Below are 21,330 nucleotides of genomic sequence, written 5' to 3'. Positions count from 1 at the left end.
TACAAATTGCCCCAAGTCCACAGATTCAAACAATAAACAGGTGAACGAACATGCCAATTTATAATGCACCGCTTGCAGATATGAAATTCATCTTAAATGATGTTTTTAAAGCAGAACAATTCTGGCAAAACAACGAAAATCTTGCTCACGTTGATGCTGCAACTGCAGAAGCCATTCTTGAAGAAATGGCAAAATTTGCGCAAAACGTCACTCATCCTTTAAACCGCACAGGTGATGAAGAAGGCGCAACCTATAGCAATGGCAATGTCACGACTCCTGCTGGTTTCAAAGAAGCATTTAAACAATATGCAGAAGGCGGTTGGATTGGTCTAGGCGCAGATGAAGAATGGGGCGGTCAAGGCATGCCAAAAATGCTGACTGTTCTGTCTGACGAAATGCTGTTTGCAACCAACCCATCATTCATGCTCTACCCGCTTCTTTCTGTGGGTGCAGGCATGGCATTAAACAGCTATGCATCACAAGAGCAAAAAGAAACTTATTTGCCAAAAATGTATACAGGCGAATGGTCAGGCACGATGTGCTTAACTGAGCCGCATGCAGGTACAGACTTAGGCATTATTAAAACTAAAGCCGAACGTAATGAAGACGGTACTTATAACATTACTGGTACGAAAATCTTCATCACTGGCGGTGACCACGACCTTTCTGAAAATATCATCCACTTAGTTTTAGCGAAAACGCCTGATGCGCCTGCGGGCTCACGCGGAATTTCACTATTCATCGTACCTAAATTCTTGGTGAATGCAGATGGTTCATTGGGAGAGCGTAATGCTGTAGGCCCTGGTTCTATTGAACATAAAATGGGGATCAAAGCGTCTGCAACATGTGTGATGAACTTTGATGGCGCGAAAGGCTACCTGGTTGGTAAAGAAAATGAAGGCCTTGCAGCGATGTTCGTCATGATGAACTACGAACGTCTGTCTATGGGTATTCAAGGCCTAGGTGCTTCTGAATTTGCTTATCAAAATGCAGCGCAATATGCGACTGATCGTTTACAAGGTCGCAGCGCTTCTGGCGTTCAATCGCCTGCAAAACCTGCAGACAGCATCTTAGTTCATGGTGATGTACGTCGTATGTTACTGAACGCACGTGCCAACAATGAAGCGTCTCGTGCATTTGCGGTTTATGTGGGTCAACAACTGGACATTACCAAGTTCTCTACGGATCCAGAAGCAGTCAAAGCAGCCAATAACCGTGTTGCGCTGTTAACACCTATTGCGAAAGCGTATTTAACAGATACAGCTTTCCAAGCAACGCTAGATGCCCAAATGGTCTTCGGTGGTCACGGCTTTATTCGTGAATGGGGTATGGAACAATGTATCCGTGACCTCCGTATTGCACAGATTTACGAAGGGACCAACGGTGTTCAATCGCAAGACTTAATTGGTCGTAAAACCATTAAGTGCAATGGTGAATTCATTGCTGAATATATCCAAGAAATCCGCGATTTTGCCAATAACTTAGATGCCAGCTTGAACTACATCAAAGATGCAACCTTAGATGCAGCAGCTGAAGTTGAAGCTGTAACTCAATATGTACTGGAAGCTGCTCGTGAAAACATTGAGTTCCCGAACTCAGCAGCAGTTGATTACCTACATGCTGTAGGCCTACTCAGCTTTGCCTATATGTTTGCCCGCATTGCAGATGCAGCAAAAGACAAAGATGGCGAGTTCTACCAAAACAAACTTGCACTGACTCTTTACTTCACGCAGCGTATTTTACCTGAATTGGCATTACGCATTGCTAAAGTAAAAGCAGGTTCTGAAGTGATCATGAACTTCTCTGAAGATTACTTTACCAACCAAGCTTAATTAAATACACAAAATCAAAAATGCCCGATTTATCGGGCATTTTTTACTTATTACTCTTCATACATAACCAATGAATAGGATTCTTTAAGCAAAAATAATAAACGTACCAACTTATTCATAATCTTCCAATTCCATTCGATATGTAAAACAAGGATGGAACTGATCGTCTAGCATTGGAAATTTCGCCCAATGCGTTTTATCTTTATCTAATTTAAATCCGGCCTTCATTAAGACATTTTGTGATGCTAGATGTTCCTCAGCACAAAAAGATGAAACAACATTCGTGACATGATTCTGCTTTAAATACTTAATTCCTCCAATTAAAGCCTCAGTCATATAACCACAACCATGAAAATTCACCCCTAACCCAAAATGTATTTCTCCATGGTTTTCTTGATTGAAGAAATACAGTAAGCCCATCGCTAAATGCGTATTCTTATCACTAATCACCCATGCAAAATCAGGATTGTGTATCGACCAATAATGATCTGCCCACTTTTCTAAAACACTCTTAGTCTGTTGAATCGTTAAATGTGGCAACCGCTGCAGATAACGAGTTGCTTCTATATTCGAAAAATATGTATCAAATAATGAAATTTCATCTCCTAACTGATACTTTCTCAGGCATAAACGTTCAGTTTCAATCCTATTGGGCATGATTATTTAGCCTGTTATTTCATGGGATAAAATTTTTTGATCGACTCCGCCATTTCAGCATTCGACCTTTCCAAAGCTTTTGCCACATTCATCGCATCTATAGCGCTGCGATTTTGACTCACTTTAAATTTCCCGATCATCGACTGAATATCGATTTCAATTGCTACAATTTTTTCCAGTTGTTCCGCAATAAAATCATTCGGTGCATCACCCATTTTCCATGGCATGGGTTGGCTAGCTTCATGTTGCCGAGTCAACCGAGCCAGAAGCCCTCGTAAATATTTTTCATCTGCAACTTTACGTATCTTGCCTTTGACATGTACCACGCGGTAATTCCATGTCGGTACAACGCGATGATGCTCCTGTTTTCCTTCATACCAGCTTGGCGAAATATATGCATCATCGGCATGAAAAATCACATAGGCTTGTGCTGACTGATTTAGCAATTCAAACATTGGATTGGCCTTGGCAATATGACCGCGCAATATACCCAATTCGCCTGACTCAGCGTCATATTCTAGTGGTAAATGATTCACTTCCAACTCACCATTGGGTGCAGTCAGTATTACTGTCCCCAAAGCATACTTACGCATAAGATCAATCAGATCAGGGAGTTCATCATGTTTAAAATGCGTTGGTTGATACATCGTCGCTTCATTCTTATAGGACAAAATTTAAGCTTAAACTTAACATTAAAACCTTTATTGAACCTAAAAAATATTTTTGTCATATGCGCTTCATGTGCATGAAATTTGCTTGGTATTTAATGACTTGTTCTTCATTGAATATTCACGCAATTTACACAGGAGGAATATATATGACACATCGTGATCCCAAAGTAGAAAAAATCGAAGCCCTCCTCGACCGACTTGGCAATATTGCTGTAGAAGGTTTTCATTATCTTGCACTGTTTGTCATCGGCTGTATGATTTTATGGTCTGCGGGTCATACCATTTTTGAAATTATTACGGTTAAACAATTCGCCACGATTGACGATATTTTATTATTGTTTATTTACCTCGAACTCGGTGCCATGGTCGGAATTTACTTTAAGACCAACCATATGCCTGTACGCTTTTTAATTTATATTGCTATTACTGCCCTAACCCGCTTGCTCATTGCGGATATTCAACATGACCATAAAGCAGATATGGGCTTGGTCATTACTACAGGTTCGATCCTCATTCTTGCTGTGGCCATTTTGATTGTGCGCTATGCCTCTTGGACTTACCCTTCGGTTATTCGAGACAAGCATTCCGAAAAGCCTTTACCTGAAGGAAAAACCCCACGTCCGCAAGATGATGAATTGGCTTAAACACTAATTCGTTCCCTCTCCTTTTAGGAGACGAGTAGCACTGCTACGCAAGGGAGAGGTTATAAACCTTATCTATTTGGCACCAATACATAGCGACCATTTTCAAAAATCCAGTACATTCCATTGGGTGGTGCTGGTAAACCGATCCGTTTCCAATCACTGATAAAGGTATAGGTCGAACTCGAAATACTAGCGCTGGCAGGATCGCCATTGACCCAACTATAGCTCTGCGAATTTTGAGTAATCGTGGTCGGCGCGTTGTATTGAATACTAATGCCACTTTGTGGATACTGCGGATAAGGTCGATTTGGATATTGCGGATAAACCGGCGGGCGACTTGGATAATGAGGATAATGTTGAGGATAATTCGGCGCATGCTGCGGATAGCCAGGCCGATTCATCGACGGTGGGCGGTGTTGTGGTTTTGATGTATCCACACCTTGGTAGTTTGCCCATTTGTTTTCCGCAAAAGTACTGGCCGAAGCACTGATCAGCATCACACCTGCAATCGCATAGAATAATGTTGCTTTCACTCAAGCTCTCCTTCACGGTATATAGATTAAGTATAAAACCCATTTTAGGAGAAAAAATGAATAAAAATCCATCAAATGCAAGAATTTGTTAATTTTCCGACCAAGCTGATCGCACCTTCAAGCTAGCCTGTTTTTCATTGGATTATGCTAAGATTGATTTTATTTCGTAGTGGATCAAATGCTGTGTCTGAATTAAGTTTTGACCGACTTCATCAATTTTTTTCGAAAGTACCAAGTATCCAAGAAGCCTTAATCGACTCCTACGGCACCGATGGCAAAAATGCGTGGTGGTTCAAATTTCAAATTAATGTAGATCACCCTTTAGCATGGCAAACTGTTCAAGAATTGGGCCATGTATTGAACTATATTTCTAAAAATGAACGCTTACCGACTCAATTTTTACCTGTTTCTCCGCCACCATATATGAATGGCGAAGCAAAACAATTCTTGTCTTGGGTGATTCAATGTAACCACGCCGATTTTCCACCAGATGTCATCTGTGACTGGTTAGAAGCTCGTTTGCCACAACCGGTGGAAGATGCAGATAAATGGAAAATCAAAACGGATATTAAAGAATTAGATCAAATGTCAGATAAAGATTTAGATCAAATCGTTCCGCCGAATCCTGTACCGAAGAATTAAAACTGATTAAATTCCTCCTAACCTCCCTTTAAAAAAGAGAGGAAAGTCCCTCTTTTTAAAAGAGGGATTTGGGAGATTAAGACAATTCTAAAAAGTAGATATTCCGCTCCATTCCATAAAGCGATACAACACATATTTCAAGGTCGATTCATCTGCATATTTACTATAATCGACACTCATTTGTTTACCATCCAGATTTGACCAAGCCGTATTGAAGTACTGTGATGCATCTTTAAAAACTTGCGCATCTTTCACACCGATCACGCGTAAATCAGTTTCTAAATTATAATTTTTCAAGTTACGCGCCGTGAAATTGGCAGAACCTAAAATCATATCGGCTTGATAAGCAGTACGTTTTAAAATCATCTTGCTATGGCACTGCTCACCTTGGGTATTACACCAACGTACATCAATACCCGCCTCATGTAATTCGGATGCTACAGGTCGATTTGGAATGCCATTTTTGGTACGTCCAAAAGCATCCTTATTCGGATCGAGTAATACACGAACTTTCACGCCACGTTCATGCGCAGCAATGAGTGCCTTGATAATTTTACGTTCTGACAAGTAGAACATCGCAATATCAATTTCAGTTCCAGCTTTCTTCGCACTATCAATTAAGTCGAGTGTGGCATCATAAATGGCTTTTTCAGTCAGCACTTGAACCTGTGGCTGAGTTTTCGCGGCTTCAATATCTTTAATCACGACAAATGGTATATTGCCTTTCGACATCATGCCGACTGCTTGCTCGGTTTTTAACAGATCAATCGCGGTCATGCCTTTGACGGTTAAGGCCACATTGGAATGTCGTGAGCTACCATCATGAGGATTCATAGAGGTGACTAAGCCTTTCCACCCATCTACGGTATCCACCACCAAAGTTTTTCGGTGATTGGCTTTAAAGTTAAACAGATCCATATAACTTCGAATCGTCACTTTCTCGGTTCCCAATGGATTCGGTAACCAGCCTTGTTCAGGATTATTGCCAATATCTTGACAGCAGATATACCAAAAGCCTGACCATGCAGGATTGGATGCACGAAGCGGTACCAAATTGGTTTCGATTAACTCAATTCCACCTTGACGCAATTGACGATAATGTTCAGGTTGAATGCCGCCATATACCGAATTGACGGGGTCAGTAATCACAAAAATTTCCACTTGAGGAGATAGTCGACGCTTCAAAATCAGCGCATCGGTCAACTCCTGTGTTAATTGTTCATGTTTTAATTGAGAGTCACCAACTTGCGGATTAAAGAGAAACATATCCAACACAATGGTCGACTGTGCTTCCTCAATCATTTTCAGCATTTCTTTAAAAATGCGATGTTCCTGTTGCTGCTTTCCTTGCGCATCGATATAGGTTTCATCCACTAAAAAGTTCACTTCAGCATGGCTAAGTTTTCCCGTGTAGTTCAACCCTTCTGGGAGTGGCTTTAGCGTGTGATAAGTTGCCGATGCCAAATAACCTAAAACCAATAAACCAATGACCACGCCCACATAGCGACGACGTGACCAATTGAGCTTGTGATGTATTCGTTGAATGATGCGCATAAGAAAAAACCTAGTCTAATGCGCTCAGACTAGGTTTTATTCATTGATTTTTCAAGAGGATTTCTGTGACTTTACCTAGACTTACTTAGAGAAGTCTGTGCAAATTCAATTAGAAACCAAATTCAAGACCAACCGTAAAATTACGACCGACTTGTGGAATATTGGCAAGGAATGACGTATGAGAGTAAACATCTTCATTCAATAAATTATTGGCTTTGAAATAGACTCGATAATCATTTTGATCTTTCAATTGACCACTATAGGCCACACCCAAATTCACCATGTTGTAGCCATCTGTTTCACGCTCAAATGCAGTAATTTTGTCTTGTTTGAATACATGTGAATATTCTGCAAGACCTGACCAACCATCGGCAAAGTCAACATCGACCTTGGTTCCTAAGCGCCCTGCAGGCACACGTGGCGCATTTTCACCATCAATTTTGCCGCGAACATAATCACCAAAGACACTGAGTTTATACATGTCATTTACTGCATAACCCACTTGAGCTTCCGCGCCATAGAACTTGGCTTTGTCTTGGGTGTAATCAACTAAGCGGAAGTTTTCAAAATTATCTTTGGTTGCAGCATAAATGTAGTTGTCATACCAGTTGTGGTACACATGAACGTGATAATCCAACTGATCTTTTTCATAATGGAAACCTAATTCTAGATTATTAGATTTTTCAACATCTAGATTTTCATTTCCGCGTTCATAGGTATTGGTCGCAAAATGCTTACCATCTGCATAGAGCTCTTGCGCCAATGGCAAACGCTCTTGATGAGAACCCACCAAGGATAATTTATAATTGGGTGCAAACGCCCAGTTCACAGCACCTGAGTAGGAAATACCATAATCGTCATAATCTTTTTGTGCAGAATCGATCTGAATTTTCTGCTGATCGACACGGGCGCCCAGCTCGACATGAAAATCACCAAATTGTTTATGTTCTAAACCAAATACACTCCATTTTTGGGTTTTATTTGGGTTCATCAATGACTCTTCGCCACTGATATTGAGCTTTTGCTGATTGTATTGGGCGCCTATCACCCCTTCCCAATCCGCAATCGGGTTATGCACCAACTCTAAACGACCATCATAGCCCTGACTTTTAAAGGTGGTTGCCGCTGTATCACCTTCAATTTCATCATGTTGATAATCGGTATAACTTGCATGTGCACGGATTTTTTGGAAGCCCGCAAACGGATTCGCAAGTTCGGTACGGAAATCATAGCGTTCTGACTTTAAATCAACCCATGGGCCTGCGGCATCATGATCGTGATCATGCTCGTCATGGGCTGAATGATCATGCTCATCGGTATGCCCATGGTTGTCATGACCATCACAATGTAAATGGTCATCATGTGGATGACAGCTTTCATATTCATGACTATGTCCCGGCAAGCCATATTGGTCTTGACGGTTGCTATAAGAAAGTCCAGCAAAACCTCGATCATGAATCCATGACGCACCTACACTGACATTTTGCCCTTCTGCAAAGGTGTTGCCGACACGGCGTTCTTTTTCTAATTCGCCATCATGATCATGAAAATAATTGGGTGCAATATAGTCATTGGCTTTACGTTTCGAGCCTTCTACACGGATGGCAAATTGCTCACCTAAAGCAGCCGTCACACCGGCACTCGCCAATTTTTCATCACTGCCTGAGTTATAACGAACCCCAACTTGCCCTTCATAACCTTTATCAGGAATAGAGGTAGGAATCTTTTGATCCGTCACATTAACCAAACCGCCAACTGTGCCTGCCGCGTATAACAGCGTTGATGGCCCACGGATCACTTCAATTTGTTTTGCCAAAATCGGATCTACCGTAACCGCATGGTCAGGAGATAAGGTCGAAACATCAGCAGTCTCTGAGGCGTGTTCTAAAACTTTGACACGAGGGCCATCTTGACCACGCAGCACAGGACGACTTGAACCTGCACCAAACTGATTTGAATATACACCCGGCTGTCCGGCTAACGCATCACCAATTGTGACGCCACCTTGTGCAAGAGCTTTATGTTGAATGACATTATCGGCAACAGCAAAATCTGCCGCACTTTGGTTTAAAGGATGGACCTGAACATTAATAGCTTCGAGCTTTTGTACCTGTTGTTCTGGGTCATCGGCATAAAGGTTGGGTGCAATCACTGCAAAAATCGAAACAGTTATTAAATTCTTATGAAAAGACATGTTGGAGAGACTCAAATCAGGCTATTTTTGAATAATGTTATAATATAACATTTCATTCGTTTTGCAATAAAAAACATTCTAATTTGCCCAAATCATATACACTCACCGATACTACATTGTATTTATTCATATATTTATTTTAGTTCAATGCCTTTTACCATATCCCATGCTGTACTCGCACCGCCTATTTCCAAGTTAAGCGGAAACCGCCTGCCTATTGCAGCACTCGCAATTGGTAGCATGGTGCCAGATTTATTCCGTTTATTTACCAATGCTGACTATGCAGGTTCACATCAATGGTCGGGGTTAATTGTTCCAAACTTAATCCTTGGTTTGCTGTTTTGTATGCTGTGGTATGTGCTCTATCGCCCGATGTTATTTGCTTTTTTTGGTTTAAATAAGCCGCTGAATCTACAGAATTTCAATCAATGCTGTGGGTTTATGCTCAGTCTCATCCTCGCACTCATCATTGGAACTTCGACGCATATTGTTTGGGATGGCTTGACCCATGTTGACTTTCGTACCTTTGCATTTAAGGATCTATTGAGTCTACCGATTCAATTTTTCGGTCATTCATATCCCTTACATCGTGTGTTGCAAATTGGATTATCTGGCTTGGCACTCCCCGTTTTGGCATGGATGATTTATCGTCATCATCTTCATTATCGAAGTACAGTAAGCATCCCCACATCCATCAAAGTCTATGTATATGGTTTAGCGGCCCTGTCTTTAGCTGCGGGCATCGCAAGTTATTTTTATTTTGCTGACAGTATTTATTCTGATGCCTTTGTACACGACTTGTATGCCTATGTCGGCAAAGCCATTAATTATTTTTTCCGTGCATTTTTAGCCACGTTTAGCTTCGGTAGTCTGATATTTCTGATCTTAAGCAAGAGCACCAATATTTTTTCAACGTCATCGGCTTAAGCCCATCATTGACCGAAAATTTGCTGTAAATTTGGCAGTTTTAGCAATAAGTCCTTGTGACAAAACAGCCAAAAAGAGGCATAATCCCCTATTCGAATAAAAGCGGTGCGCTGTTTACGCATTCGCTGACCTTAACCCATATAGTTGGATTTCTAACGCTATGATGCGAACTCATTACTGCGGCTCACTTACTGAAGCCCAAATCGACCAAACCGTTACATTATGCGGTTGGGTTCACCGTCGCCGTGACCACGGTGGTGTAATCTTCCTTGACATGCGCGACCGTGATGGCCTTGTTCAAGTAGTGATTGACCCTGATACTCCTGAAGCTTTCGCGACTGCTGATAAATCACGTTCAGAATTCGTATTAAAAATTACAGGCCGTGTACGTCGTCGTTACGAAGGTACTGAAAACGCGAATATCGTGAGTGGTCAAATCGAAGTTTTAGGCAAAGAAATTGAAGTTCTTGCTGCGTCTGAAACTCCTCCATTCCCATTGAATGATGAAAATACCAATATTTCTGAAGAAGTACGTTTGAAATATCGTTTCCTCGATATTCGTCGTCCAGAAATGTTAGATCGTTTACGTTTCCGTTCTAAATTAACAAACCTTATTCGTAACTACTTCGAAGAAAATGGTTTCCTAGACGTTGAAACACCGATTTTGACTCGTGCGACTCCTGAAGGTGCGCGTGACTATTTAGTACCAAGTCGTGTTTCTAACGGTAGCTTCTACGCACTTCCACAATCTCCACAATTGTTCAAACAGTTGTTAATGGTTGGCGGTATCGATCGTTACTACCAAATTGCTAAATGTTTCCGTGATGAAGACTTACGTGCTGACCGTCAGCCTGAATTCACACAAATCGACGTTGAAACATCGTTCATGAGTGACGATGACATCATGGATTTAATGGAACGTTTAACGGTTAAGATGTTCAAAGAACTTCTAAACGTTGAATTCGACAAATTCCCTCGCCTGACTTATGCAGACGCAATACGTGACTATGCATCTGATAAACCTGACTTACGTATTCCTTTGAAATTGGTTGACGTTGCAGACATGATGCAAGACGTTGAGTTCAAAGTATTCGCAGGTCCTGCTAAAGATCCTAAAGGCCGTATTGTTGCGCTTCGCGTACCAGGTGCTGGCGCGCTTCCACGCAGCCAAATCGACGAATACACTAAATTCGTGGGTATCTATGGCGCGAAAGGTTTGGCTTACATCAAAGTCAACGAGCTTGAAAAAGGTATTGAAGGTCTTCAATCTCCAATCGTTAAATTCATCGAGCCTATCGTACTTGATCTATTGAAACGCGTTGGTGCTGAAAATGGCGACATTGTGTTCTTTGGTGCGGACAAAGCGAAAATCGTAAATGATGCGATGGGTGCTTTACGTATTAAAATCGGTCACGACATGAAACTTGCAACTTGCGAGTGGGCGCCACTTTGGGTTGTTGACTTCCCAATGTTCGAAGAAACTGATGACGGTAAATGGACGTCTGTTCACCACCCATTCACGCTGCCAAAATCAAGCGTTGAAGAAGTGAAGAACAACCCAGGTGCTGCACTTTCTGTTGCTTACGATATGGTATTGAACGGTACTGAAATCGGTGGTGGTTCACTTCGTATTTATAACCTAGAAATGCAAAAAGCGATCTTTGAAGCGCTTGGTATTTCTGAAGAAGAAGCAGAAGAGAAATTCAGCTTCTTGTTAAATGCGTTGAAATTCGGTGCGCCTCCTCACGGTGGTTTAGCATTCGGTCTTGACCGTTTAGTGATGTTGATGACTGGTGCATCTTCTATCCGTGACGTGATTGCATTCCCGAAAACTAAGACTGCGGAATGTCCTTTAACTCAAGCGCCTGCGCCAGTTGAAGCGAACCAATTACGTGACTTAGGTATTCGCTTACGTGAAAAACCAAAAGCTGAAGAATCTAAATAATCTTACATTTTAAGATTTAGATTTTAAGTTTCAAAAAACCCTGCGCTATGCAGGGTTTTTTATGTCAACCTACAAAAGGTGGTAGAAAACCTACAAAACATAAATTAAAGATTTGATTTACTTTGCTAATATCAAAACGCTTCAAGTACGTTATGATGTTGCACTACATCCTTTGAGCAATGGATAGCTCAATTTTCCACTTCCGATTATTTTGTTTTTAGATTCAGATCTTTTTGTACTTTTCACTGAATAAGTCCGGTCTCTTGGCAAAATTTATTTTATCCCATGCTGTCAATTTTGAGACCTTGTGATTCATGTACTTTCTATTCAAAATCATCGCGTTATTGCCACTTTGGCTGTTACAAAACTTCGCCTTGATGATCGCGTTTATTCTTAATCTATTTAATTCATCAATCAAACGTATCACTAGCATCAATATTCAACTGGCCTACCCAGATATGTCAACGACAGCGAAGAGACAGCTCGTCAGTCAAAGTATCCGCAGCCAATGCTTGACCTATATTGAATTTATTAAATGTTGGGGGATGCCACCAAGTTATAGCCTGAGCTTACTGAAAAACATTTATGGTGAAAATATCCTTACGGAAGCGCTTGCGAATAAAAAAGGTGTCATTGTTGTGGTTCCGCATTTTGGCTGTTGGGAACTACTCAATGCATGGCTGAACTTGTATACAGAACCGATGATTATGTATAAACCGAATAAAAATAAAGGGATCAATCGGTATCTGTTAGAAGCACGAGAGAAGTTCAATGCAACCTTAGTCCCGACAGATGAAACAGGGATCCGTGCCATTTTTAAACATTTAAAACAAGGCGGCCTAACGGTGATTTTACCAGACCATTTACCAAAGCCTTCAGGCGGCATTTATTCCAATTTTTTTGGGCAAAATACTTTATCGATCACACTTGTTTCAAAGCTTGCTGCAAAAACCCAATGCAATATCATCGGCTTAAGTTGTATCCGACAATCTAACCTACAGTACTTTGATGTGCATTGCCAAACCTTATCAGACGAGATTTTATCTAAAGACTTACAATCCTCTGTCGACGCATTGAACATCGCGATGCAAGACACCATTAACCAAGCACCAGAACAGTATATCTGGTCTTATAAACGCTTTCGGGTCTGCTTTGGCAATATCAATATGTACCGCAAATAAAGGTGATCTAAGAACTTCTCAACCTTTAGAGTTGTGTTCCACAGGCTTGGATTAATCTTATTGAATTGAGATCGATTATCGACAGTGGCATAATAGCCTCAATTTCCACTTTAAGTGATTCTCCTATGGCTATGCGTCCTGAAGTCCGTCGTCGTGCAATCGTGTTGATTGTTTTTTCTGTCGTACAATGGTTGTTCATGCGCTACATTTTAGCCAATGAATTATTCAACTTAACCACCTATAACCGAATCGTTTTATTCTGTGTCAGCAGCCTTGCAGGTGCATTATTAATCTTTGTCGGTTTGATTTATATGGTGTTGAAAGGTAATGCGGAAAAGGACTCTTAAAACACTCTAAAGTCTCTTTTATAAAATTAAATAGTTTAGAAATTTTATAAACTGTTAACTAAAAATTTGACCTACTTTATATTTACATGAAATTTTATTTAGAAATAAAGTAGGATATAATTTTATAAAAACAGAATAAATTATTCGTATTCAATTATTTATACTTACTTAAGAATATTTTCATAATTTTCTTTTTATATTTATTTATATATCTTTTTTTCTTACGTATTGTTAATTGTATTTGCTGTCTTTCTTTTTGCAAGTGACTATCTTTATCTACATCTAATATAGGAGGATGTTCAAAAAGATAAGATGCATAAAAATTTACTTGAGGGTATTCAACAATTAAGTCTGCCCATTGATCAGAGAGGTTCGGTGATTCATGATATTTAACTAAAACTTCTGCCATTGCTCTATCTATAACATAAGCATATGCGGACGCCATATTTTCAATAAAAAAAGGATGAATCTTCAATATATTGCGCCCAAATATTTTTTGCTCAATAAATCTACCATAGACATTTTTAGAACAACTGAGCTGAATACCACCTAAACTAAGAAAAAATGTAGATTTTAAGCTCAATTTTTTTATATGTGAATAAAACTCATCAAAATCAATCTCACTTAATAGTGAAATTGCATCATCTTCAAATACAAATGCCAATTTAGCATCTGTATCTAAAAAGTCTTGATAAGCTTTTAAATGAGAAAGTGTACAACCTAATTCACCTGGCGTTAAAGGTCTGGTTTTTCCTAATACCCCCAAATGAAAATACTCATCAACTGTTAATTTTTTACCAGCAACGCCAATTTTATTAAATGAACTTGAATTTCTAAATATTCTTTGCTGAAAAAAGCCCACTAGTCGTTCACTATTTTCTTTCTCAATAGAAATCACATATTTTTTCATGAACTGTTTCAAAATAAATGCTAAATTTATAGCTAAATCATATCATTTGTCTGTTTAATTATTCAATTGTTCGAGAATCTTAATTAAAAATAGAGTTATATATGCGGTTTATTGTAAAAAAATGGTTTTCATTTCTACAAAAAAAAAGAGAGTTAAAATTTAACTCTAGATGGTATCTCCGCTTTGGCAAACTACACCAGCCTTTTAAACCACAGCAAATTCCATCCTTACATGAAATTCATGCACCAGAAGGGCACGTTTATGCCGATCCATTTATCGTAGAAGAAAATGGACGTACATATATTTTTATTGAAGAAATTTCACCTGAGCATCCTGTTGGTTATTTATCTGTCATGGAAGTTTTTCAGGATGGTCAATACAGTCCACCTATTCCAATTATTCAATGTTCTTATCATCTCTCTTATCCCTGTGTATTCAAACACGAAGATACGTGGTATATGATTCCTGAAAGTGCAGCCAATAAAAGTATCGAGTTATGGAAATGTACAAATTTTCCATTTTCATGGGAATTTGATCGCATATTAGTAAATGATGTAAACGCTGCGGATACTACCCCTTATTATCAAAATGGAATGTGGTATCTATTTACTGCAATCAAAAATAAATATTCAAAAAAGTATGGCAATGAACTCCATATTTTTTATAGTGACCATCTACTGAGCAGCGATTGGAAATCACATCCCCAAAACCCTGTTAAAAAAGGAATTGTGCAATATCGCCCAGGGGGTCACTTGACCACAATTAATGATAAGTTAGTCCGTCCATCACAGGATTCTCTCAAGCGCTATGGTGGGAGTTTAGACCTCAACGAGATTACCAAACTTTCCCCAGAGCACTATGAAGAAAAATTTTGGATAAAATTAGATAGTGAATGGCATCCAAATGATAATGGCTGTCATACCTTTAATATTTTTAACCAGCATATGGTGATAGACGCAATTCGTGAAACGCCTAAAGATTTGTAACTTAGTTTCGATACAGATTTTCAGTTTGTGCCAACATTGACTCAAATTTTAGGTTCTGTTCTGCTTTTATAAATGCTTTCTCAAATAGAGGAAGCATTTGTGCTTTTGGTTTTAACGCGATAGAAATTAAACTCGCCATCTGTTCAACAGAGTCCGGTTCACATATAAACTGCTCATCAATAAAGTCGGCAACCATTCCCACATTAGAAGATAACACCGGTGTATGACTCAATAATGCTTCGGCCAGTGTAATCGGCCCCCCTTCTTTCAAAGAAGAAATCACTAAACAGTCTGCTTGCGTTAATAGCTTTGGAATGTCTGAACGAAAACCCAGTAATTTCACGCGGTCATTTAAATTAAGCTGAGCAATTTGAGTTTTTAAAACTTGATATTGAGTTCCGTCCCCCACTATCCATAGTTCGCTATTGATGTTTCTCCATGCTTCAATCAGGATATGAAACCCTTTGACCTTTTCTAAACGTCCAATCGCTAAAGCAATAATAGGCTTATTTTTCTTTATAACTATATCTTTGACTGGGCTAAGGAGTTGATTCCCGCCATTCCAAATCACTTGAACCGACTGTGAAGCAGGAAACTCCTCTTTAATTTTTCCACTTACAGCAATGATCTGATCAAAGGCCATAAAAGGTTTTAAATTGCTCTTCATACCATGCACGGTCACAATTTTTTTACATGAAAATTGCTTCAGCCAAGGGGCTAAAATGCTTGCTGCTTTACTTGCCTGCACATGCAAAATATCGGGTTGCAGCTGTTTTATTTTTTTAACTAACTCATAAATAAGAAATGGATTCCATCGGCTTCTTGAAAAATCAACAGCGTGCAATGTGATATTCGAACTGAGCTTTTGCTGATAAGATTGATCTGCAATTAAATGAACTTCATGATGTTGTGCTAATCCATGACATAAATCCAGGGTATGTTTTTCAAGCCCCCCCATACCACCACTTGTTGCCATAACTTGTACAATTTTCATGGTTACCCCGACTACATAGTTTTTCGTATTAACTGTTTAAGACGCTCTGCACGACGACGAATTTTCTTATGCATCAATACTCTAGACCAGTAAGATAATGGAATAATTTCTTTGCTCTTGAATGTGGATTTCACATCAATACACTTTAATCGAATGCCTTCATGATGGTGTTGGACAACTAAATTACCCGAATTTAAGTCAAACAGAGGAATATTATATTGAATCAGCCAATCGGTTAATTGATCTATCGATTGAGATACGCCATCTATATTTAAAGGCATTTTATGCTTTAAATAATGATGTAGGCTCAAAGAAATTTCCCCGTGTTCATCTCGAATTAATTCACAACTTAAAATCAGTTGATCTTCAATAACCTCCAGTTTTAAACACGCTGCAATAAATCTATTTAATTCTTTCTGATCAATGCGAGCTTGTAAACGTTGATAAGCGCACCATTCAATATAATTTTCATTAAACCGATAAAACTGAGTACTTAAAAAACGCTGTAGCTTTTGACGCCAATTTTTAATTTGACGGCGTTCTTTAGGCAAATCTATTTTCAAACATATCTTGGGGTCAGATGGAGAAACGACACAATAACGATTTGCACCTTCGCCCAGATAATGTGCAGATTCCAACTCAGCAATTGAAAACATGTGCCTTCCATTCATAGTCTTCAGTATAAGGCTGCTTAAAAATTGTCTCTAACATAAACTTTGTTACGCGTTTAGAGTTATAACTAGAATGTGTCCGGCTCCAACCTGCTTTTGCAACTTCTTGAGCTTCTGCCGGATGATGTGCAAAATAATTGATTTGATCTGCCAATTCATCAACATGACTAAAGTAGACCACTTCTTTATCCGAAAATAAAGTTTCAAATCCTGGAATACGAGGTGTAAAGGTCAACAGACCATTACCTGTAAGTTGCGTGATACGGTCTGAAGTATATAAGTCTAATGAATTAGCCCGTGAATAATTTAATCCCATACGAGACTGACTGAGGACTTTAAAATAGCCCGCCCCAAAAACCTTTGGATCTTGGTCAAATCCACAATAACGCGCCGGAATATGTTTAATTTTCGCTTGCAAACTACGGATAAACTTGGTTCGCTCTTGATCAGATGATGAACCGCAGAATACCAGTTCATTTTCAAATTCATTTTTTTCAAAATTTTTTAGGCTATCGATAGTATCTAGACTCATATTTGGCATATAAGCCACCGTATTTCCATGACCCAACGTTTTGAGGAGTTCACCACTTGTTGTCACAAAAATAGTATCTAAATATGGCGACCATTCTTTAATAAAATTCGCTTTCTTATCCACACAAATCCAGTCTACATACCAAAATGCAATTTTAGTTTGTGGATAAACTGATTTGATTGTTTTTAATGTTTCACTGCTTAATAAAGAAGAATGTCCAATTAAAATTAAATCCGGCTCAAAGTTTTCAACAATTTTTATAACTTCTTCATTCGCCCACTTTTTGCCAACTTTTTTCGTTCTCCATACTGTTCCATAGTACGCCATATCATGAAAAGAGAAATCATAAACATGATGACCATTTAAAACCAAACCTGCCGAGATTTTTCGATCAGTATTGTAGAATTCTGCACCTGACTTTTTAAACGCAAAGTTATTAATATGTAATATTTTCATAAATTAACTCAGTAATGATCTACCTGCATCGAACAACAGATTTCTAAAACTTATCAGCAATAAAAAAACCTAGACTATCTTACAAAAAAAACTTTCAAACTTTAATAAAAATTTATGTGTATTTTTCCTGCAGCCTAAACAGTAAAATTTTAATTTTATTGATTTTTATATTTAATTATGAATCATCTCATTTCACTCTCATCTAACTCTTGATAAGAAACATACGCATCCCAATCAAAAACGGTGACATTTTGATTGTCTTCGATATTCGCCAACGATTTTTTAGGATCTAATAATGGTGTTTTCACCCCCAATAAATCTGCATAAATATGCATATAATCATAGGCACTCACAGTCTTGTTATAGTGGTTTTTTGCCTGTGCATCGCTACGTAATACAAAAAACGGAACTTGATAATTATCTTTATAATCATTATCAATGTGATATGAATCTTCATCTACGGTCATACCATGATCTGAAAAATAGGTCACACTGAAACTACGCTGATCAGCCTTCAAAGTGGTATATATCTGTTCTATAAAGTGATCCAACTTATTGATAGAAGATAAATAACAATTAATCGTTTCAGGTTTATTCGCATACATACGTGGTGCATTAAACAGACGTTCACAAGCATCCGGATGTGAGCCCATCATATGAATAAAAATTACATTTTTTTGATTGGCATATTTTTTTAACTGGGCCTGTAATATTTCGACCATTTTGTCGTCATCAATATTACTCGACATATAGTTACCACTTTTCAGGAAGAACTGATGATCGGCATGAATGGCAATTTTAGAAATCGCCGTATCATTTTTCCCCATAAATCCCTGATTTGAAATCCAAATGGTGTTATAGCCCGCTTGTTTTGCTAGCGTCACAACATTTTTTGCAATCTGCGGTTCACGATTTTGATCAACCAGAGTCAGCGTTCGAGTCAGACTAGTTACTGTATTCGGTGCAGTTGAGATGTAATGATCTACAACATCCAGTGGCATCTCATTTAAAAAAGGTGTGGTATCGTCTTTCGAACCGTAGAGTGATAAATGATCTCGCTGAACACTCTCACCAATGATAATCACTTGATTGTCATAGCTAGCATTCACCTGCTGAATTTCCCAATCGATATCTTGCAAATTATCTTCAAGGAGTTTGGCCTCTTCTTGTTTATATTTAACCGTCGCCATTGCAGTTTGAATACCAAACACACTAACGCCGTTAGCAATAAAGATAAGTGTCAAAATCAGCTTGGGATAATTTCCCTGATTAGATTGATTAAAAAATAAAATATAAAAACAAAGGCTTAAGAAAATAACAAAGGCAAAAACAATATATTTAGGATCGACTACAGATAAAAACTCAAAGGCTTCATTGGTATTACTTTGAAACATCGATGCCACGATTCCCAAAGACATATGCCCTTGTAAGAACCCTGTCCCACTTGCAATATACAGGCTAATGACAAAAAATAGCGCAAGGAAAATGTACTTAAAAATAGAACTATGTAGTTGTTTTACTGCAATGAAAAAAAACGTACTCGAAAGAACCAAAACAAAGAATAAAGGAGCATCTTTGATTTCAGATAAATAGTCCCAAAAACCTAAGCCAACGCAAAACCCAATCGAAAGCAAAAGCGGAAACAAATAGGTTTTTAGCATGACCTGACAACCCTTTAATATTATTCAAACATTGTCTAGTTAGACTGAAATGTTGGTAGAAATTTTTCGTCGGGTATTATCTATACTTTAGGGACCGAGTACAATCTTTTTGGCGATACGGTCAGTTTCTTTAAATTCGCTAGCGAGATTCAAGTCAGTTAAAGTCGTCTGTAATGACACCAAACCTTGTCTTAAAATTTCATCTACAGACTTGGTAATCCGGTCTTCCTTCAAGCGATCCACTTCTATCACCCCGACTTTACAACCCGCGGTGAGAGCCTCGTAAATCATTGAAACACTATCTTCAGTTACCCAAACCGCTTCGGCTTTTTGCATTTCTTCGAAAATCCAACCTTGCGGAGTGACTTCAACTGGGAAAATCTGTACTTTTTCAATATTCTTTAACTGTTTTAATTCTGCTAAAAACGCTTTCGGGGTGCGCCGTGAAGTGGTCAAAATGATTTGTGAATTTGGATTGTGCTCGACTATCTGTTCAATCGCTTGGAGCACTTTAGCTGCATTCCACTGATGGTGTTTTGACGCCCCCCCCAAAGCGATCAAGATTCGACCATGCTGATGCCGTTCTTCATTTACAATAGGATTTAACGCACCTTGTGTCGTTAGTACTTTATTAGATGCCTGAATACCATCGTGCTGTGGAATCACCGCATAATCAAACCATGCAAACGGCAAGCTTGGCTTCATTAAAATAATGGTTTTGGCTTTGTTATACACTTTGCCCAACAGCCATACTCGAAAATGTGTATGGCTGCCGACGCCAAAAATATAAGTTGGCTCGTGTTCTACGGCATGAAGCTGATGGCTAAATAGCGCAGAAATAAGTGTCACTATAGGCAAATCATCAATTGAAATTTCTTGAAATGTGACTGCTTCCTGAGATTGGCGCTGCATGGCTTTAAATAAACCCAAAGCTTGTGAGCGATGTCCTGCTTTACCATCACTGACATAAACAATATGCATAGTCACTTTCCCAAAAATTCAATGTCTTCAAGCCAATAAAAAAGGCGAAACTTAGTTTCGCCTTTTCATCTTAACCGATCAGCTTATTTTACGTAAGTTAACCAGTGCGCATATTTAGGGTCTTTACCCTGAACCGCATTAAAGAATGCAGTTTGGATTTGCTCAGTGATTGGACCACGACAACCTTCACCAATTTGACGGTCATCATATTCACGGATTGGCGTCACTTCAGCAGCAGTACCTGTAAAGAATGCTTCATCAGCGATATAGAATTCGTCACGTGTAATACGACGTTCAACCACTTCAAAACCAAGGTCTTTCGCAATCGTAATAATGGTTTGACGGGTAATACCATCAAGTGCACCACCCGCGATGTCAGGAGTATGAATCACGCCATCACGAACTAAGAATACGTTTTCGCCTGAACCTTGACATACATAACCTTGTGGGTCGAGTAACATTGCTTCGTCATAGCCAGCATGTGCCACTTCTTGGTGTGCAAGAATTGACAAAGTATAGTTACCAGATGCTTTTGCTTTACACATGGTCACGTTTGGATGATGGTGCGTAAATGAAGACGTTTTAACACGAATACCCTTCGCCATCGCTTCATCACCAAGGTAAGCACCCCAACTCCATGCAGCAACAACGGCATGAATGGTATTGTCAGTTGCTGCGATACCTAACTTTTCTGAACCAATAAAAATAATTGGACGTAGGTAGCAAGAAGCCAATTTGTTTTCACGAACCACATCAATTTGAGCTTGTTCTAATGCTGCATGATCAAATGGGACTTTCATTTGATAAATTTTTGCAGAATTTAATAAACGCTTAGTGTGTTCTTTTAAACGGAAAATAGCCGTTCCATTCGGAGTTTCATAAGCACGGACGCCTTCAAACACACCCATGCTGTAATGCAATGTATGTGTTAATACGTGAGTTTTCGCCTCACGCCAGTCAACTAATTGTCCATCTTGCCAAATAAAACCATCACGATCAGCCAAGTTCATGG

The 21,330-nt window shown here is 39.0% G+C and carries 20 protein-coding genes; 8 read left to right on the top strand and 12 right to left on the bottom strand.

Features of this window, described 5'->3' with window-relative positions; all coding sequences use genetic code 11:
• Positions 1-50: 50 nt before the first annotated feature.
• Positions 51-1,832 (top strand): acyl-CoA dehydrogenase C-terminal domain-containing protein, encoded by a 1,782-nt coding sequence (locus FTT99_RS13390; RefSeq protein WP_078194153.1) that lies wholly within the window; start codon positions 51-53, stop codon positions 1,830-1,832.
• A 111-nt stretch (positions 1,833-1,943) separates the two neighbouring features.
• Here the strand turns inward: FTT99_RS13390 and FTT99_RS13385 are convergent, their stop codons facing one another.
• Both FTT99_RS13385 and FTT99_RS13380 read right to left on the bottom strand, forming a co-directional pair.
• Positions 1,944-2,489: a GNAT family N-acetyltransferase gene (locus FTT99_RS13385; protein WP_180131055.1), complete on the bottom strand. Its 546-nt coding sequence runs from the start codon at positions 2,487-2,489 to the stop codon at positions 1,944-1,946.
• A 14-nt stretch (positions 2,490-2,503) separates the two neighbouring features.
• Positions 2,504-3,136 (bottom strand): FMN-binding negative transcriptional regulator, encoded by a 633-nt coding sequence (locus tag FTT99_RS13380; RefSeq protein WP_180131053.1) that lies wholly within the window; start codon positions 3,134-3,136, stop codon positions 2,504-2,506.
• A 170-nt stretch (positions 3,137-3,306) separates the two neighbouring features.
• Here FTT99_RS13380 and FTT99_RS13375 point away from each other — a divergent pair, with 170 nt between their 5' ends.
• The gene (locus FTT99_RS13375; RefSeq protein ID WP_180094892.1) at positions 3,307-3,804 is read left to right on the top strand and encodes a phosphate-starvation-inducible protein PsiE; all 498 of its coding nucleotides are present in this window, start codon (positions 3,307-3,309) and stop codon (positions 3,802-3,804) included.
• Positions 3,805-3,872: 68 nt separating this feature from the next.
• Here FTT99_RS13375 and FTT99_RS13370 read toward each other — a convergent pair whose 3' ends face one another.
• Positions 3,873-4,337: an RcnB family protein gene (locus tag FTT99_RS13370; protein WP_373684580.1), complete on the bottom strand. Its 465-nt coding sequence runs from the start codon at positions 4,335-4,337 to the stop codon at positions 3,873-3,875.
• A gap of 183 nt (positions 4,338-4,520) precedes the next feature.
• Between FTT99_RS13370 and FTT99_RS13365 the strand changes: the two genes are divergently transcribed.
• Positions 4,521-4,979, top strand: a complete 459-nt coding sequence (locus tag FTT99_RS13365; RefSeq protein WP_111885397.1) for a hypothetical protein — start codon at positions 4,521-4,523, stop codon at positions 4,977-4,979.
• A gap of 87 nt (positions 4,980-5,066) precedes the next feature.
• Here FTT99_RS13365 and FTT99_RS13360 read toward each other — a convergent pair whose 3' ends face one another.
• Entirely contained in the window at positions 5,067-6,533 is a 1,467-nt protein-coding gene (locus tag FTT99_RS13360; protein ID WP_180161598.1) for a phospholipase D family protein, read from the bottom strand.
• Between the two features lie 109 nt (positions 6,534-6,642).
• Positions 6,643-8,727, bottom strand: coding sequence for a zinc piracy TonB-dependent receptor ZnuD (gene znuD, locus FTT99_RS13355; RefSeq protein ID WP_180161596.1), 2,085 nt, complete (start codon positions 8,725-8,727; stop codon positions 6,643-6,645).
• Between the two features lie 147 nt (positions 8,728-8,874).
• Between znuD and FTT99_RS13350 the strand changes: the two genes are divergently transcribed.
• The 4 genes from FTT99_RS13350 to FTT99_RS13335 all read left to right on the top strand — a co-directional run bounded on the left by FTT99_RS13350 (position 8,875) and on the right by FTT99_RS13335 (position 13,127).
• Complete coding sequence (locus FTT99_RS13350; RefSeq protein WP_180131047.1) at positions 8,875-9,654, top strand: DUF4184 family protein; 780 nt, start codon at positions 8,875-8,877, stop codon at positions 9,652-9,654.
• Positions 9,655-9,814: 160 nt separating this feature from the next.
• Positions 9,815-11,599 (top strand): aspartate--tRNA ligase, encoded by a 1,785-nt coding sequence (gene aspS, locus FTT99_RS13345; RefSeq protein WP_180161594.1) that lies wholly within the window; start codon positions 9,815-9,817, stop codon positions 11,597-11,599.
• 314 nt (positions 11,600-11,913) lie between these two features.
• Entirely contained in the window at positions 11,914-12,780 is an 867-nt protein-coding gene (locus FTT99_RS13340) for a lysophospholipid acyltransferase family protein (RefSeq protein ID WP_180161592.1), read from the top strand.
• Positions 12,781-12,905: 125 nt separating this feature from the next.
• Positions 12,906-13,127, top strand: coding sequence for a hypothetical protein (locus FTT99_RS13335; protein WP_180022426.1), 222 nt, complete (start codon positions 12,906-12,908; stop codon positions 13,125-13,127).
• A 154-nt stretch (positions 13,128-13,281) separates the two neighbouring features.
• Here FTT99_RS13335 and FTT99_RS13330 read toward each other — a convergent pair whose 3' ends face one another.
• Positions 13,282-14,037: a glycosyltransferase family 25 protein gene (locus FTT99_RS13330; RefSeq protein ID WP_180024549.1), complete on the bottom strand. Its 756-nt coding sequence runs from the start codon at positions 14,035-14,037 to the stop codon at positions 13,282-13,284.
• Between the two features lie 101 nt (positions 14,038-14,138).
• On the opposite strand from FTT99_RS13330, the gene FTT99_RS13325 reads away from it, so the two are divergent.
• Positions 14,139-15,023 carry a hypothetical protein gene (locus tag FTT99_RS13325; protein ID WP_180024550.1) on the top strand — a complete coding sequence of 295 codons (885 nt, stop codon included), beginning with the start codon at positions 14,139-14,141 and terminating at the stop codon, positions 15,021-15,023.
• Position 15,024: 1 nt separating this feature from the next.
• On the opposite strand, the gene FTT99_RS13320 is transcribed toward FTT99_RS13325, so the two are convergent.
• The 6 genes from FTT99_RS13320 to FTT99_RS13295 form a co-directional block, all read right to left on the bottom strand.
• Positions 15,025-16,017: a glycosyltransferase gene (locus tag FTT99_RS13320; protein ID WP_180024551.1), complete on the bottom strand. Its 993-nt coding sequence runs from the start codon at positions 16,015-16,017 to the stop codon at positions 15,025-15,027.
• A gap of 11 nt (positions 16,018-16,028) precedes the next feature.
• A complete protein-coding gene (locus FTT99_RS13315) occupies positions 16,029-16,673 on the bottom strand; it encodes a YrbL family protein (protein WP_180024552.1) in 645 nt (214 codons plus the stop codon).
• Positions 16,657-17,676 carry a glycosyltransferase gene (locus FTT99_RS13310; protein ID WP_180024553.1) on the bottom strand — a complete coding sequence of 340 codons (1,020 nt, stop codon included), beginning with the start codon at positions 17,674-17,676 and terminating at the stop codon, positions 16,657-16,659. The genes FTT99_RS13315 and FTT99_RS13310 overlap by 17 nt, the downstream gene beginning before the upstream one ends.
• A 182-nt stretch (positions 17,677-17,858) precedes the next feature.
• Positions 17,859-19,337, bottom strand: coding sequence for a phosphoethanolamine transferase (locus FTT99_RS13305; protein ID WP_180161590.1), 1,479 nt, complete (start codon positions 19,335-19,337; stop codon positions 17,859-17,861).
• Between the two features lie 87 nt (positions 19,338-19,424).
• The gene (locus FTT99_RS13300; RefSeq protein ID WP_180161588.1) at positions 19,425-20,318 is read right to left on the bottom strand and encodes a mitochondrial fission ELM1 family protein; all 894 of its coding nucleotides are present in this window, start codon (positions 20,316-20,318) and stop codon (positions 19,425-19,427) included.
• 83 nt (positions 20,319-20,401) lie between these two features.
• Positions 20,402-21,328 (bottom strand): branched-chain amino acid transaminase, encoded by a 927-nt coding sequence (locus FTT99_RS13295; RefSeq protein WP_078191262.1) that lies wholly within the window; start codon positions 21,326-21,328, stop codon positions 20,402-20,404.
• Positions 21,329-21,330 lie beyond the last annotated feature (2 nt).

Origin of the sequence: Acinetobacter sp. YH12040, assembly GCF_013420005.1 — a bacterium.
GTDB lineage: Bacteria > Pseudomonadota > Gammaproteobacteria > Pseudomonadales > Moraxellaceae > Acinetobacter > Acinetobacter amyesii.
This window is presented reverse-complemented; position numbering and strand designations above follow the sequence as displayed.